Genomic DNA, 14,580 nt, shown 5'->3' with positions numbered 1-14,580 from the left:
CAATTCCATCATCAGATTGCACAGTTCGAACATGCTGAGGGAGGCGGCCGGGATGGTGCGGAATATTCCGACATATGAGCTGTACGGCGAAATGGCCGCCGGAAAGCCGGATTTCTGGCTGCATTGCGAGACCATCGTCTCTCGCAGCAGTCTGCATCACTTTGAAATTCGACCGCATCGCCACGACAGTTTCTTTCAGATCCTGTACATTGCCGGCGGTGCGGGAGAAGCGATGTTCCAGAGCCTCTGGCACCCGATCAGGCCGCGATCGGTCATCACGGTTCCCCCTGGCGTCGATCATGGCTTCCGGTTCTCAAGGGATATCGACGGTTTCGTCATCACGGTTTTGAACTCGCATCTGAAGGCGATCCCGGGCGACCGCAGCCGGCTCGGTGCATGGATGGCATTGCCGCATCTGACTTCGCTTGATCCGGATGACGAGGATGCCGGGCATATCGCCGCCTGCCTGATGCGGCTCGGGCATGAATTCCCGCATCGGCGGGCCGGGCGCAACGATCTCCTGGAATCCTATCTGACATCGGCCCTGCTTCTGACGGCACGACTTTCTTCCAAAGTCCGGGAAGACGATACTGCTGCCAGCGAGAACGAGCGACGTATCGAGGCGCTTCAAGACCTCATCCACCGGCATTTTCGATCGCATGAACCGGCTGCCTTCTATGCCAGGGCAATCGGAATTTCGCCGACGCACCTGAACCGCATCGTGCGCGCTGCGACCGGCCTTGGCCCTCACGAACTGATCGCGCGCAAGCTTCTCGATGAGGCGAAGCGCGAACTCGTCTTCACCTCGGGCAACGTGCAGGAGATCGCCTATCGGCTTGGCTTCTCCGATCCTGCCTATTTCTCGCGGTTCTTTCTGAAGGAGACCGGCAGGACCCCGCGCGCCTGGCGCATAGCGGAACGCGCAAGGCTCGGGGTCTAGCGCAGCACCAGGCGCAGCGCCTGTTGGGTCTCCTTCAGCAGCGGCAGATACAGTGCCGGCATGTCGGCGGCCGGCACGTGGGCGGCCGGAGCTCCGATATTGATGGCGGCGACGGTCTGGCCCCCGTTATTCTCGACAGGCACCGCAATCGAGCAAAGTCCGATCTCCAGCTCCTGGTCGATCACGGCGTAGCCCTGTTCGCGTACGCGCCGGAACTCGGCAACCAACTCCTCGATATCGGTCTTGGTATTCTTCGTATTCGCCTTGAGCTCGGTGCGGGAAAGGATTGCCCTTGCCTCCGTCTCCGGCAGTGCCGCAAGCAGGACCCGGCCCATCGACGCACAGTAGGCGGGCAGGCGGCTGCCGGGGGTCAGGTTGATCGACATGACACGACGCTGGGAAGCGCGCGCGATATAGACAACCTCGGTATTTTCGAGGACGGATGCAGAGGCGCTCTGGCCTGCCTTTTCGGACAATTGGTCAAGATGCGGCTGGATCAGAACGGGCAAGGGCGTCGCCGAAAGATACGCATGCCCGAGCCTCAATATCTTTGGCGTCAGAGCAAAGAACTTGCCGTCATAGTCCGCATAGCCGAGTTGGGCGAGCGTCAGCAATGACCGCCTCACCGTGGCGCGGTCGAACCCGGTCAGCTTTGAGGCCTCCGCAATCGACAGGCGCTGGCGCGTCTCCTCAAAGGCCTCGATCACCTTTAGTCCCCGTGCGAACCCGCTGACAAAGTCGGTCTCTCTCATGGCGTCCTCCGTTCGCTTCAATTTGTGCGATATACGAACAAATGTCAAATAGCGCACAAAAACATTTGACGGTTGCCGTCGCAGGGCGCTTATTGACCCGCATTCAAGAGCTCACTGCGGGAGGCCATATGGCGAAGATCGTATCGTTGAAGGAAGCTGTCGCCGACAATGTCAGGGATGGCGACACCGTCGCCATGGAGGGCTTCACCCACCTTATTCCCTACGCGGCCGGCCACGAAGTAATCCGTCAGGGCAAGAAGGATCTCTTCCTGATCCGGATGACACCCGATATCATTTATGACCAGCTAATCGGTGTAGGTGCTGCGCGCGGCATGAAATTTTCCTGGGGCGGCAACCCCGGCGTCGGCTCCCTGCACCGCTTTCGCGATGCGGTGGAGAACCAGTGGCCCCGGCCGCTTGAAATCGAAGAGCATAGTCATGCCGCGATGGCCAACGCCTATGAGGCTGGTGCCGCAAACCTTCCGTTTGCGACGTTCCGTGGCTACCTCGGCGCCGATCTTCCGAAAGTCAATCCCAACATCAGGTCCGTGACATGCCCCTTCACGGGCGAGGTGCTTGCCGCCGTTCCAGCCATTCGGCCCGATGTCACGATCATCCATGCGCTTCGCGCCGATCGTAAGGGCAATGTCCTCCTGGAAGGCATCGTCGGCGTCCAGAAGGAAGCAGTCCTTGCCGCCCGACGCTCGATCGTGACGGTCGAGGAAATCGTCGACGAGCTCGACCCGCCGTCGCCGAACTCCGTCGTGCTGCCTAGCTGGGCTGTCACGTCAGTTGCCCATGTGCCGGGGGGAGCATTTCCGTCCTATGCGCAAGGCTACTACGCCCGCTCGAATGCTTTCTACATCGCATGGGACGCGATCGCGCGTGAACGCGATGCCTTCCTGACATGGATTGATGAAAATGTCCTGCGGGCAAGTCCTGACGATTTTGCCAAGCATGCGACGAAGGTTGCGTAAGGAGACCCGGGATGAGTGACTTTACCCCCACTGAGATGATGACCATTGCCGCAGCCCGCGCGCTCACAAACGACGACGTATGCTTTGTAGGCATCGGCGCGCCGTCCGCCGCCTGTAATGTCGCCCGCCTGACGCATGCCCCTGACATCACGTTGATCTACGAGAGCGGCACGGTTGGCACCAAGCCCGACGTTTTGCCGCTTTCGATCGGCGATGGCGAGCTCTGCGACACCGCGCTGTTTACCGTCTCCGTGCCGGAGATGTTTCGCTACTGGCTGCAGGGCGGCCGCATCACGACAGGCTTTCTCGGCGGCGCGCAGATCGACAGGTTCGCCAATCTGAACACCACTGTTGTCGGTCCCTACGATCATCCGAAGGTCCGGTTGCCAGGCGGCGGTGGCGCACCCGAAATTGCCAGCAATTGCGGGCAGATATTCATCACCATGGCGCTTTCCAAGCGTGGTTTCGTCGAGAAGCTCCCCTTCATCACCTCCATGGGCCATGGCGAGGGCGGCAATCACCGCGAGCGTCTGGGGATGAAGACAAAAGGACCGACCCGGGTCATTACCGATCTCTGCATCCTCGAGCCGGATCCGGTGACGAGGGAGCTCACCGTCGTCTCTATCCATCACGGCGTCACTCGCGAACAGATCACCGACAATTGCGGCTGGGCAATCCGCTTCGCAGATCAGGTAATCGAAACGCCTGTGCCGACAGAGACGGAACTCGCAACGCTCCGCGACATCAACACACGTACCAAGAAGGCCCACCAGGGCAACAAGGAGGCCGCATAAATGGCTGACGCTTTCATTTGTGACTACATCAGGACGCCAATCGGCCGCTTCGGCGGCTCCCTGTCATCGGTTCGCGCCGACGATCTCGGGGCGGCGCCACTGAAGGCACTCACCGAGCGCAACCGGGACGTCGACTGGGAAGCGGTTGACGACGTGATTTTCGGGTGTGCCAACCAGGCGGGTGAGGACAACCGCAATGTCGCCCGCATGTCGATATTGCTCTCAGGCCTTCCCATGTCCGTGTCAGGGACCACCATCAACCGGCTCTGCGGCTCGGGCATGGACGCTGTAATCGCCGCCGCCCGGGTGATCCGCGCCGGCGAGGCAGACCTCATGATTGCTGGAGGCGTCGAAAGCATGTCGCGCGCGCCGTTCGTCATGCCGAAGGCTGAGACGGCTTTCTCACGCAACGCCGAGATCTATGACACGACGATTGGCTGGCGTTTCGTCAATCCGCTGATGAAACAGCAATATGGCGTCGATTCCATGCCGGAGACCGGCGAGAATGTCGCTGCTGACTACAAAGTCTCGCGCGAAGACCAGGACACCTTCGCTGTCCGCAGCCAGGCCAAGGCCGCCGCCGCACAGGCCAGCGGTCGGCTCGCAACAGAAATCACCTCCTTGACCATCCCGCAGCGCAAGGGCGATCCCATTGTCGTCGGCAAGGACGAGCATCCGCGGGCAACCACGATGGAGGCACTCGCGAAACTCTCCACGCCCTTCAGAAAGGAAGGCGGAACGGTCACTGCAGGAAACAGCTCCGGCGTTAATGACGGCGCCGCCGCTCTCTTGATCGCCAGCGAGGCTGCCGCGAAAAGATACGGACTGAGACCGATCGCACGAATTCTCGGGGGAGCCGCCGCCGGCGTCCCACCGCGCATCATGGGCATTGGTCCTGTGCCTGCATCCCAGAAGTTGATGGCCCGTCTTCACATGAAGCAGGACCAGTTCGACGTCATCGAACTCAACGAAGCCTTCGCGTCGCAAGGCCTTGCCGTGCTCCGGGAACTGGGGATTGCCGATGATGATCCTCGTGTGAACCGCAATGGCGGGGCGATCGCTCTCGGCCATCCGCTCGGCATGACCGGTGCGCGCATTACCGGCACTGCCGCGCTGGAACTCAAGGAAACCGGCGGACGCTACTCGCTGTCCACAATGTGCATCGGCGTCGGCCAAGGCATTGCGATCGCTCTCGAGCGCGTCTAAGCCCATCGAAACCGGGAACCGGCGTCGAACAGGCGCCGGTCACCAAATCCTCAGTGCCGCATCAAGGCATCAGCTGGCCACCGTTGACCTCGATGATCTGGCCCGTCACGTAGCCTGACAGTGTTGGCGATGCGAGGAAGAGGTAAGCGCCGACGCAGTCCTCCGGCGTCCCAACGAAGCCCATCGGTATCGACTTCCGCTGCAACTCCATCTGTTCGTCATTGGTGTATCGCTCGTGAAAGGGGGTAGCGATAACCCCAGGAGCGACGGCATTGACGCGAATGCGATCCGGGACGAATTCCTTGGCCTGTCCGCGGGTAATGGTCGAAACGAAGCCCTTTGATGCGGCATAGAGCACCGCGCCATTGCCACCGCCGTTGCGTGCCGCGATCGAAGTCGTGTTGATAATGAAGCCACCCTGCTTCTTCAGCCACGGGTGGGCCGCGCGTGTCGCGGCGAGAACCGAACGGGCATTCAGATCCATGACTTTCTCATAGTGTTCGTCGGTATACTCCGAGGTTGGTTTGCGGCCGAGCATACCGCCGGCATTGTTCACCAGCCCATCGAGATGGCCGAAGGTCCTCGCGGTCTCCTCGACAACGCGCTCCGTTTCGCCCTCTTTCGACACGTCGCCGTGCACGAGGTGCACCGTGCCGCCAGTCGCCCGGATTTCCTCCGCGAGCGCTTCGGCCGGTTCCCGGCTTGCATTGTAATGAATGCCAACCTTCATCTCCTGGGCGGCAAAGGCGCGCGAAAGCGCAGCACCTATGCCGGTCGACGCACCGGTGATCAGCACGGCCCTGCCGGCGAGGTCCGGGATCTTGATGGATGCAAGCAATTGAGCAAGGTTTGCCATGGCAGCGATAGCCTCCGAACATGAAGCGGGATTGATTTGGCGAGTGGGGACGAGCTTAACAGCCGGAGGCTGACCGGAGCAATGCCGATCCTGTTACGGTGTCGTGTCGAGCTCAGGGTAGTGCCGGAAGATCCCATCCTCATTGAAGGCAAGCCTTCGCTTTGAGCCCAGGTAGGCGGCAATCTTGGGGCGGACGGCGACGGCGTCGTGCAAGGCAATCAGGCCGGGATAGTCACCGTCTTGAGCCTTCATCGCCTTTGGGAAGGCATAGCGAAGACCCTCGATCACCTGGAACAGAGACAGGTCGACATAACTCAATGCATCGCCAACAATGTAGCGCGATCCCCCGGGATTCTGTTGCAGCACCTGTTCGAAATACCCGAGGAACTTTGGAATCCGTTCGCCGATGAAGGCTTTCGTGCGGGCTTTTGCCGCATCCTTCTGATCTTCATAATAGAGTGAGGTCGCGATCGGGTGGTGGGTATCATGCACTTCCGCCACGAGATCGGTGATCGTGAGCTGCAGGCCGTTCACAATGTAACGCAACGTTTCATTGTCAGGGACAAGGCCAAGCTTCGGGCCGAGATAGAAGAGAATGTTGGCGACATGCGAGACGATCAGGTCGCCATCCCTTAGGAACGGCGGCGCGAACGGAATGTGCGGCTCGCTCTTGCTCTTCATCAGTTCCAGCATGGCGCCTGTGCCCATGCCCCGGCCGGACTGGCGTGCAACATCGACATAATCGACGCCGGCTTCTTCCAGCGCCAGGCGAACGAACTCGCCCCGTCCCTGAATTCCGTCCCAGTAGTAAAGTTCATAGGCCATCGATCCCCTCCCGGTAGCCATTCCAGTCTGGATCAATCAGTGATGCGAATGGTGCTCGTTACGCTTGCGCGTTGCGGCTGCCTTCTTCGCGGATGCAGAGCGCTCAGCTGCCGACCGCGATGCGGAGGCGGCGCCCCCCTTGCGTCCACCCTTCTCGGATGACTCGTGGGTATCCTTCTTGCCGCGACCGGATCCCGATTTGTTGCCGCCACCGCTTTCCTTGTTGACAGTCGCCCAGGCCCGACGTTCGGCTTCCTTGGTGGAGACGCCGCGGTCCTCGTAGCCTTCCTCGATATGCTCGGCCTTGCGCTTCTGCTTGTCCGTGTAAGCGGATTTGTCGCCTTGTGGCATGATTGCCTCCATGTCTTGAACGAACAGGCAACTTGCTGGCACACGAAAAGTTCCAGTCATTTGCTGGGGTCGTCAAACCGACGCCCCTTCCCGGGGTAGCAGGCTACTTGCGATAATATTTGCGGGAAACAGCGATCATCTTGCTGAGGGTGATGAGCCCGAATGAAGCGGAACGCGTCGCGGGAAAAAACAGCGCGACCATGTTGTCGATCGCATAAACAAGGACAAGAGCCAACGCGAGATAGGCGATAGTTGCCACGATGAGTGCGGTCATCTCGGCCTCACATGGGCGCCACGAGGAGGTAGCAACTCGCTACGGCGAGGGAAAGGAGGATAACGTCGAAATAGCTTCTGCTCATGGCGAATACTCCAGTTGCCGCTATGAACAGCGGAACTGGATTTTGGTTCCATCGCGAAAGGCTGCCTCAGCAGATTTTTTGCGAGGTCGGAACAGTACGCACTCATCTGTGGTCTTTCCCTCAAAAGGCGCTGCGCGCGCCTCCCCGAAAAATCAATAGAGCAGAAGCAATGCAATCATGTGACGAAGGCGTCACGCATGACGCCTTCTCTATCTGAAGTCAAAGGGTTAGGCCGATTTACCGTTGGCAGCCTTTTTCGTTGTCGCGGGCTTTGTGACACTGCGGGTGGCTGGAGCCGTTTTCGGGGGGGAGACCGTGCGCTTGCGCGTCTTGACCTCCTTGCCGTCGACCGAAGCCGCCGATCCTTCGAGCGAAAGCCGCTCTGACCGGGCCTGTTCCCAATGAGCGACTTCTCGCCCCGCGGGGTGCCCTTCCTCTTCCCAAAGCGCATAGGCGCGCTTTCTGATCCACTCGTCCCGAGTTTCCGTCATCGCCGATCTCCAGTCAGGGTAAAGCCCGTTGCGTAACTAGATCCTAATATTCAAAGTTCCAGACCACGACGAATGTTTCAAGCTTTTTTTGACACACTGCAAAAAGAAATTGCGCATTGCAGCATCAGGCCGGCTATTTGACCATGCTGTAACCGGATCCACCAACATTTGGTCGCCGGCCCGAGCCGTAAATCTCCCCATTGGCGCCGGATTGAACGTTGCCGCTTAAGCGTTATAGTTCAGCTCAATGTTTTATCTCATATCGACCTACTGGCCTCATATTCTATTCATTGTTTCGCTGGCCATGGGTGCAGCGGCAGCGATCCATGCCGCAATGACCAAGGAAGAGGTCAGGGCCGCAATCGGCTGGGTCGGCGTCATCATCCTTTCGCCAATCGTTGGCGCTGTTCTCTACGCCATCGCCGGCATTAACCGGATCCGACGGGCGTCGCTCAGCCTCCGGCGTGATGCGCTCATCCCGGAAGCGGACCTCGACGAACTGGAGAGCTTCGACGCCGATACCGAGATCGTCATCAGCGGCTTCGGGCGTCGTTTTGCTGCCCTGCAGACGCTCGGCGACAGGGTTGCCCGTATTCCACTCGCGACTGGCAACACGATCGACATGCTCGAGACGGGCGACGATTGCTATGCAGCCATGAAAACCGCGATGGAGGCTGCGGAGCGAAGCATTCTTCTGGAGACCTATATTTTTGATCGCGACCCGATCGGATTGAGGATTGCCGACGCGCTCATCGCCGCCGTCAGGCGCGGCGTGGAGGTCCGCGTCCTGATCGATGCCGTAGGCGCCCGCTATTCCGTGCCAAGCATCCTCGGCTACCTTGCCGATGGCGGCGTGACCGTCTCGGTATTCAATGGCAACGTGATCATGGGCTTGCGCCTGCCCTATGCGAACCTGCGCACTCACCGCAAGATCCTGATCGTCGATGGGCGTATCGCCTTGACAGGGGGCATGAACATACGGGCCGGGTTCACCCGCGAAATGGCGGGGGACGATTTCGCCCGCGACACCCATTTCAGCGTAACCGGACCTGTTGTCGCCGATCTCTTCAACGTCGCAGCCGAAGACTGGCGCTTCACGACGGGCGAAATCCTTGAGGGGCAAGCGTGGCGCACCGCAATGCCTGAGAGAAACCCGGGCGACCCGGTCTTCATGCGGGTGGTGGCATCGGGTCCTGACAGAAGCGTCGAGACGAACCACAAGATGCTGATGGGCGCCTTCTCGATCGCCCGAAAATCGATCCGCATCATGTCTCCCTACTTCCTGCCAGACCGGGAACTGATCAGCGCGCTGGCGACTGCGGCGCGGCGCGGCGTGGAGGTCGACATCGTGGTTCCCTCGGTCAACAACCTCGTCCTTGTCGACCGGGCAATGACGGCACAGTTCGACCAGATCCTCAGCAGCTATTGCCGGATCTGGCGCTCGAGCGGAGCATTCAGCCACTCCAAGCTTCTGTCGATCGACGGGGTCTGGTCCTATGTCGGATCCTCGAACCTCGACCCGAGATCGCTGCGATTGAATTTCGAGATCGACCTCGAGGTGCTGAACGAAGGCTTTGCCAACGAGATCGATGAGCACATCGATGAGGCCATCAAATCGGCGTCTCCAGTGACGCTGGAGGGACTGCGATCACGCCCTTTCCTGGTCCGGCTGCTCGAGAAGGTGCTTTGGCTGGGCTCGCCATATTTGTAGCAAATTTCTGGGGTGAAAACGGTGGCAACTTGAGGTGCCGGGCCTATAATCCCGACAGAGTCCTTCGATCAACGGAGCCCATGCGAAACTCCGATGCATGCCAGAAACGACAGTCTGCCCGCCAATATTCTTGCCTCGATCCGCAATCGAAAAAAGCGGCTCGATGCAGCGCATCTGGAGCAGAAACCCCGGTCCGATGGCACGCTGATTGCCTCCTACAACGTCCACAAGTGCATCGGAAACGACCGTCGTTTCGACCCCGAGCGCACCAGCCGCGTGATCCACGAAATCGATGCCGACGTCATCGCGTTGCAAGAAGCAGATACCCGGTTTGGTGAGAGGACAGGTATCCTGGATCTTGGCCGGCTTGAGCGGGAAACAGGACTGATACCGGTCCCCATCAGCGGTATGGCCAAGGCTCACGGCTGGCATGGCAACGTCGTTCTCTTCAAGAGGGGATTGGTGCGGGATGTCCACCAGATCAACCTGCCGGGGCTGGAGCCGCGCGGTGCCCTTGTTGCCGAACTCGATCTGGAAAACGGCGGAGCCTTGCGGATCATCGCGGCGCATTTCGGCCTGCTACGCCACTCGCGGGCCCAGCAGGCCAAGACGCTTGTCCAGCTGATGGCCGACAAAAGAGAGGTCCCAACCATCCTGCTCGGCGATCTCAACGAATGGCGGCTTGGCGACCGATCGTCGCTGCACACATTTCAGTCGGCCTTCGGACCACAGCCGACGGCCGTGCCGAGCTTTCCCGCGCGACTTCCGGTCCTGGCACTTGATCGGATCATGGCAAACCGAAGGGGTGTTGTGACAGCCGTCGAGGCGCATGATACGCCGCTTGCTCGGGTCGCTTCAGATCATCTGCCCATCAAGGCCGTGGTCAATCTCAAACGTGTTGAGGAGCTCACCGCGAAAGGTTGAGCACCTTCCTGAGCCCGTTCGCAAACTTGTCGTGCCGGAACGAGCCATCCCCTTTACCTCTGCGATGACTTGACACTGCCTGATGCCGTGGCAGGCTCTGCCCATCTCGAGATAGCTTTGATAGGGAGCTGGATGGTGCTGCAATTGGCCGGGGGTTCGCAGGACAAAGACGCCTCGAGGCGCTTGGCACCGATTTCAAAAATTACCTTGATGACGTGGCTAGCCGCATGTCTGATCGTCGGGATCTCATCAAGCGCAGCGATGGCCGCGGGTCCAACTCCACAGACTGAGGGATCCAAGGAACAGGTCCGCAAGCTCGTCGACACCATCAAGAAATACTACGCTGACGCCGACAGTCTTCGCGACCGCCGTCGGGCCTTCGAAGATCTCATGGAATCCACCCCCGAGCCAACACGAGTGCAAATCAGATCGGTAGATGTCGGCGGTGTCGATGCACAGCTTATCTGGCCAGCAAGGCTGCATCATCCGCTCGGGCGGCGCGCCATCCTCTATCTTCACGGTGGCGGCTTCTATAGCGGTTCATTGCGCACACACCGTGCGATCGCTGGGTCGCTCGCGAAGGCGGCTTCAGCGGACGTTCTTCTGGTCGACTATCGCCTCGCGCCCGATAGCCCTTATCCCGCCCAGATCGACGACGCACTTAGTGCTTACAGATGGCTTCTCGATTCCGGCTATGAGAGCGGCAACATCGTCATCGTCGGCGATTCCGCAGGCGGAAATCTTGCGATCGAAGCCACGCTGCGGCAAATGCGGGTGAGCGGACAGCTACCCGCTGCAGTGGTTGCGATGAGCCCGATCACCGATCTCGTGGCCACAGCTGCGTCCTTGGCAGCAAACAATACTGATCCACTCATCGGCAAAGATCAACTTACATTGATCCGTAACGCCTATCTCGGCACCCGCTCACCCAGCGATCCCCTTATATCGCCGCTTTATGCGGACATGACGGGATTTCCCCCACTTTTATTGCAGGTTGGATCTGGTGACGCCCTTCTGGACGATACCCTGCGTCTAGCTGACAGAGCGAAGACGGCCGGCGTGGACGTCAGGACGGAGATCTGGCCAGGCATGGTTCATCAGTGGCAGTTATTCCCCTCCCTGCTCGATGACGCAAGGAAATCGAACCAACAGATCGCAGACTATGCGATCGAGCATTTCGCGGACAAGCCCAAGTAATAGGCAGCGGGCTCAGGCTTCTCGTAAACTCCATCAGTTTTTTCAAAAGTCCTACGCGGCCGATAGAATTCGCTCTCGCACGGGTACGCAGGCCGCTTCTATCTACACGCTGCGACCAAGCGAAGGCAGATGCATAAATCGGACGACTTTCACGCAGGTCGGCAAATAACATCGTTTTTTAAGATCCTGCTTTCGAGACTAGCCTGGGCGTCCCCACGGGTTTCGAGTGCTGAACAATCGGGAAACAAATCCCCAAATCCATCTGACCGTCACCAATGAGCCCTGCAAACAGCCTTGCCTAGAGAGCGCCGTTGCGGCAACGAAGGAAGGCGCCAACGTGCCGCGGCAACTGTGAAAAACGCACTGCTCTGGCGACGGGCCGGACGGTCGCCGACCTCCTGTAAGAGCCAACTACACCTAAGCCACCGAAACCACTGGGCAAACGGCTATAAGCGACGAAATCCCGAGCTGGCAGCCATAGCCGATTGGCTGTCTTGACGAGAAAGATCCGGGATCTGAAAGTCGAAGCGGCTCGCATCACTGAAGCAGGCGATTGACCCGCTGCTGAAGGTCGCTGCCGTCTTGGGTGACTCTACAGGTTCAAACGCTCAATATCATGGACGAATTGCTGACGTCGTTTTCGACGTCGCCGGAAAGGACCGCGATCGAGCGGGTGGACAAGGATCGCGCCGGAAGAAGGGGCGATCGATGCTCCAAAAAACCAAGGGTAGCGGCAACCTCGAAAGCTCCTAGTGGGGAGACCAGACATGAAAACCGCGATTGCGTCAGTTCTAGTTGCCGCGTGCATTTCGGCAAACGCCAGCGCCATGTCCATCGAACTGCGCGGTGAGCGCGGCGATCGGCGTCGGGTTATTCACCTCGAAGGGGATATCAAGCCAGGTGATGTTAAGCGCATTCGCAAGGTAATTGCTGATCTGCGGAAGCGACACGAAGTGCTGCGCGGTTTCGTGATCATGAACAGTCCGGGGGGTGAAGTACTGGAAAGCTTCTATTTAATGGACTTGTTCGCCAACACGCAGCAGCCGATCTTAATCAAGGGCGATTGTCTAAGTGCCTGCGGCTTCATAGCAGCTGGGCTGGCAGCGACTGGAAATCTCTACCTCGACGAAACTGCCGCCGTTGCCGTCCATCGGGTCTATGATCTGCACGGGAGGGATGACCTGCAAGCATCTTTGGAAGCGGCGCAGATGTTGGCTGAGGATGGCGTCCCCCCATCGATCGTATACAAGATCGTTTCGACGTCATCGACGAGGTTGTCCGATATCACCGGCGACCTACGACTGATGCTCGCGACACGCGTGAGAAACTGACGACGCCATCGAACGATCCAACCTGCCCTCGGCTATCTTCTTTACCGAGAGGCCAAGCCCGGGGGAGGCCGAACGCCAATGCCGAGCTGGATCGAAGGGCAATCCATCACCGACAATTGCGTTTAGCATCGGCCCTGTCGTCAGGAGCCTGGCGGTTTGGTTCTGTCGTCAAGGTCCCGACCGCATTTACGACGTAACTGACTCGAATTGAGTTCAGACAAAGACGCCTTTGCCTCGGCTGAAGAAGTCAAACGACCAATCTCGATCGGTGGTGGCACTATCGCAGCGCGACTGGGACCCAGCTTCGCGGCTTCGCCGAGCCTCAAGATTGCACGAGCCCAACCTCAGGCATGCAAGAGCCTATGGTCACCGAGAGCACCGCCTCTGCATCAAGACCATCATTCTCAAGACTCCGCCACACGTCAGAAGGGCGGCCCCGCAGCCTTGGTCAAAGTCACTTCGGTACGTCTCTCGTGTCAATGATATCTGCGCCGCGGACACTCCCGGTCAACTGCGTGGTGTCGCCCGACATGACAACCCCAAAGACGTAGAGCATCACTGCAAGTACTGCGACAAGAGCAAGTACCGACGCATTCAAAATAGCCGGCGAAGGGAAGGCTTGATTTTTGTCACTCATGTCGCTCTTTCCGTTGCTACGGAAACTCAACGTGCGTTCTCATGGAGCGTTCCCGCCCTAGGACTTAGGTCCGTCTCCAATCTGACTTCAGTTGTACTGATGAGTTGGCGATTCTTGCCAGCCCCTCGGTTCCTTGTTCACCGCTATATTTGAACTGTTCGATAGATCACGGGCTGTTTTCGGCGATTGTCAGTGTTTCGCGACTAGCAGCGCGATCAGCGTCGAAGCGTTAGGGTTGTACACTACGGCTTCTGCCACGACGATCACGTCCGATCCCGTGGCCGCAGAATTGAACCATCAGCGCGCCGAACAAAACCCCCTCGCGATGTGCCGAGTCACCCAACTGGAGAGGAGTGAGCGAGACCAATGTCTGATATCTTCGGCGCGAAGGCGATCAATCGCGTCGATAGCTTCTTCGGCAGACCACCCGGCGCGCACCGCTGCGGCAACCAGGCGCGCTTCAGTCTCTAGTTCCAGGGACAAATACAACCCTTCAAGGGCCTCCTTGGCGGTGACGACGTGATCTTCGTTTGAAGCAACGTCTGAAACTCTGGCAGTCAAAGGCACGGCGGAATCCTATCCTTGACGATTCTTGCAGATTTTCGACGTGAGGAGGCGGTGCCTCGATAGGCATTACGCTGTCAAAAATCGTTTGTTCCAGTCATTAGATAGACTTGCGCACTGTCTTCAGTGACCGGTCAACAGCAGTTCATCTGGTGAGACCCAAAGCTTGAGCGTGCCAAACCTGTCGCCTCCTGGCAATCAGGGCTGAATGCAGGCATGCATCGTCCTTCCGCTCTGGCAGCCGCAGGCAAATCCCTCGTCTTCGGATTACGGTCCGGCGATAGCGATGCTCCCGCCGTCCTCTCGAATGCGCTGCTGTCAGTCTGCCGTTCCTGAGGGTCGGCCTTCGTGAGGCCCTTCCTGTACCTCTCCTCCGGTCATGGCCGCGCCTCGCGTCCTGCCCCGGCTGTTGGTCCTGCCAGGCCCCGCGCAGTCCCGCAACAGCTTTGCCGTCCTCCACCTTCGTTTCGGCCCTTCGGGTGCGGATCAGCGCTTGCGGGTCCGGCTGTCGGACCGCCGTAGCAGGTCGCGATGGTCGCGACTTCAAACGGAGGTTCCAACATGAGCAGACAGCCCATTCACCAACGATCCGATCTATACAGCCGCATCACCGACAAGATCATCGCCGAGCTCGAACAGGGCGTGCGACCCTGGATCCAGCCCTG

General features: G+C 59.2%; 17 protein-coding genes. 9 read left to right on the top strand and 8 right to left on the bottom strand.

The features are described from left to right. Positions 1-52 precede the first annotated feature (52 nt). Positions 53-940 (top strand): helix-turn-helix domain-containing protein, encoded by an 888-nt coding sequence (locus FHT97_RS23420; RefSeq protein WP_183864480.1) that lies wholly within the window; start codon positions 53-55, stop codon positions 938-940. Here FHT97_RS23420 and FHT97_RS23415 read toward each other — a convergent pair. Then, on the bottom strand, positions 937-1,692 hold the full coding sequence (locus FHT97_RS23415) for an IclR family transcriptional regulator C-terminal domain-containing protein (protein ID WP_183757307.1): 756 nt from the start codon (positions 1,690-1,692) through the stop codon (positions 937-939). The two genes, FHT97_RS23420 and FHT97_RS23415, sit on opposite strands and share 4 nt — an antisense overlap. A gap of 128 nt (positions 1,693-1,820) precedes the next feature. Between FHT97_RS23415 and FHT97_RS23410 the strand changes: the two genes are divergently transcribed. From FHT97_RS23410 to pcaF, 3 genes are read left to right on the top strand one after another with little or no spacing between them, the layout of a single operon-like run. Continuing rightward, a complete protein-coding gene (locus tag FHT97_RS23410) occupies positions 1,821-2,669 on the top strand; it encodes a CoA transferase subunit A (RefSeq protein WP_183757306.1) in 849 nt (282 codons plus the stop codon). An 11-nt stretch (positions 2,670-2,680) separates the two neighbouring features. After that, on the top strand, positions 2,681-3,463 hold the full coding sequence (locus FHT97_RS23405; protein WP_183757305.1) for a CoA-transferase subunit beta: 783 nt from the start codon (positions 2,681-2,683) through the stop codon (positions 3,461-3,463). Continuing rightward, positions 3,464-4,669, top strand: a complete 1,206-nt coding sequence (gene pcaF, locus FHT97_RS23400; RefSeq protein ID WP_183864437.1) for a 3-oxoadipyl-CoA thiolase — start codon at positions 3,464-3,466, stop codon at positions 4,667-4,669. It abuts the gene before it with no gap. 61 nt (positions 4,670-4,730) lie between these two features. Here the strand turns inward: pcaF and FHT97_RS23395 are convergent, their stop codons facing one another. The 5 genes from FHT97_RS23395 to FHT97_RS23375 form a co-directional block, all read right to left on the bottom strand. Continuing rightward, a complete protein-coding gene (locus tag FHT97_RS23395; RefSeq protein WP_183757303.1) occupies positions 4,731-5,525 on the bottom strand; it encodes an SDR family oxidoreductase in 795 nt (264 codons plus the stop codon). A gap of 93 nt (positions 5,526-5,618) precedes the next feature. Next, the gene (locus tag FHT97_RS23390; protein WP_183757302.1) at positions 5,619-6,350 is read right to left on the bottom strand and encodes a glutathione S-transferase; all 732 of its coding nucleotides are present in this window, start codon (positions 6,348-6,350) and stop codon (positions 5,619-5,621) included. Between the two features lie 36 nt (positions 6,351-6,386). Continuing rightward, on the bottom strand, positions 6,387-6,701 hold the full coding sequence (locus FHT97_RS23385) for a plasmid stabilization protein (protein WP_183864436.1): 315 nt from the start codon (positions 6,699-6,701) through the stop codon (positions 6,387-6,389). 103 nt (positions 6,702-6,804) lie between these two features. Beyond that, positions 6,805-6,975 carry a hypothetical protein gene (locus FHT97_RS23380; protein ID WP_183864435.1) on the bottom strand — a complete coding sequence of 57 codons (171 nt, stop codon included), beginning with the start codon at positions 6,973-6,975 and terminating at the stop codon, positions 6,805-6,807. A gap of 312 nt (positions 6,976-7,287) precedes the next feature. Then, positions 7,288-7,551, bottom strand: coding sequence for a DUF2934 domain-containing protein (locus tag FHT97_RS23375; protein WP_183757299.1), 264 nt, complete (start codon positions 7,549-7,551; stop codon positions 7,288-7,290). 247 nt (positions 7,552-7,798) lie between these two features. On the opposite strand from FHT97_RS23375, the gene FHT97_RS23370 reads away from it, so the two are divergent. The 4 genes from FHT97_RS23370 (at position 7,799) to FHT97_RS23355 (ending at position 12,714) form a co-directional block, all read left to right on the top strand. Beyond that, positions 7,799-9,262, top strand: coding sequence for a phosphatidylserine/phosphatidylglycerophosphate/cardiolipin synthase family protein (locus tag FHT97_RS23370; RefSeq protein WP_183864434.1), 1,464 nt, complete (start codon positions 7,799-7,801; stop codon positions 9,260-9,262). Between the two features lie 93 nt (positions 9,263-9,355). Next, positions 9,356-10,186 (top strand): endonuclease/exonuclease/phosphatase family protein, encoded by an 831-nt coding sequence (locus tag FHT97_RS23365; RefSeq protein ID WP_183757297.1) that lies wholly within the window; start codon positions 9,356-9,358, stop codon positions 10,184-10,186. 210 nt (positions 10,187-10,396) lie between these two features. Next, positions 10,397-11,383 (top strand): alpha/beta hydrolase, encoded by a 987-nt coding sequence (locus FHT97_RS23360; protein WP_246712745.1) that lies wholly within the window; start codon positions 10,397-10,399, stop codon positions 11,381-11,383. Between the two features lie 767 nt (positions 11,384-12,150). After that, a complete protein-coding gene (locus tag FHT97_RS23355) occupies positions 12,151-12,714 on the top strand; it encodes a hypothetical protein (RefSeq protein ID WP_183757295.1) in 564 nt (187 codons plus the stop codon). A gap of 454 nt (positions 12,715-13,168) precedes the next feature. Here the strand turns inward: FHT97_RS23355 and FHT97_RS23350 are convergent, their stop codons facing one another. Further along, positions 13,169-13,351, bottom strand: a complete 183-nt coding sequence (locus tag FHT97_RS23350; RefSeq protein WP_183757294.1) for a hypothetical protein — start codon at positions 13,349-13,351, stop codon at positions 13,169-13,171. A gap of 297 nt (positions 13,352-13,648) precedes the next feature. Continuing rightward, complete coding sequence (locus FHT97_RS31055; protein ID WP_348649636.1) at positions 13,649-13,918, bottom strand: hypothetical protein; 270 nt, start codon at positions 13,916-13,918, stop codon at positions 13,649-13,651. A gap of 558 nt (positions 13,919-14,476) precedes the next feature. Here FHT97_RS31055 and FHT97_RS31050 point away from each other — a divergent pair. Continuing rightward, a partial coding sequence (locus FHT97_RS31050) for an ArdC-like ssDNA-binding domain-containing protein (RefSeq protein ID WP_183864432.1) occupies positions 14,477-14,580 on the top strand: 104 nt, incomplete at its 3' end.

Source organism: Rhizobium sp. BK399, assembly GCF_014194695.1.
In the GTDB taxonomy this organism is placed as follows: domain Bacteria; phylum Pseudomonadota; class Alphaproteobacteria; order Rhizobiales; family Rhizobiaceae; genus Rhizobium.
This window is presented reverse-complemented; position numbering and strand designations above follow the sequence as displayed.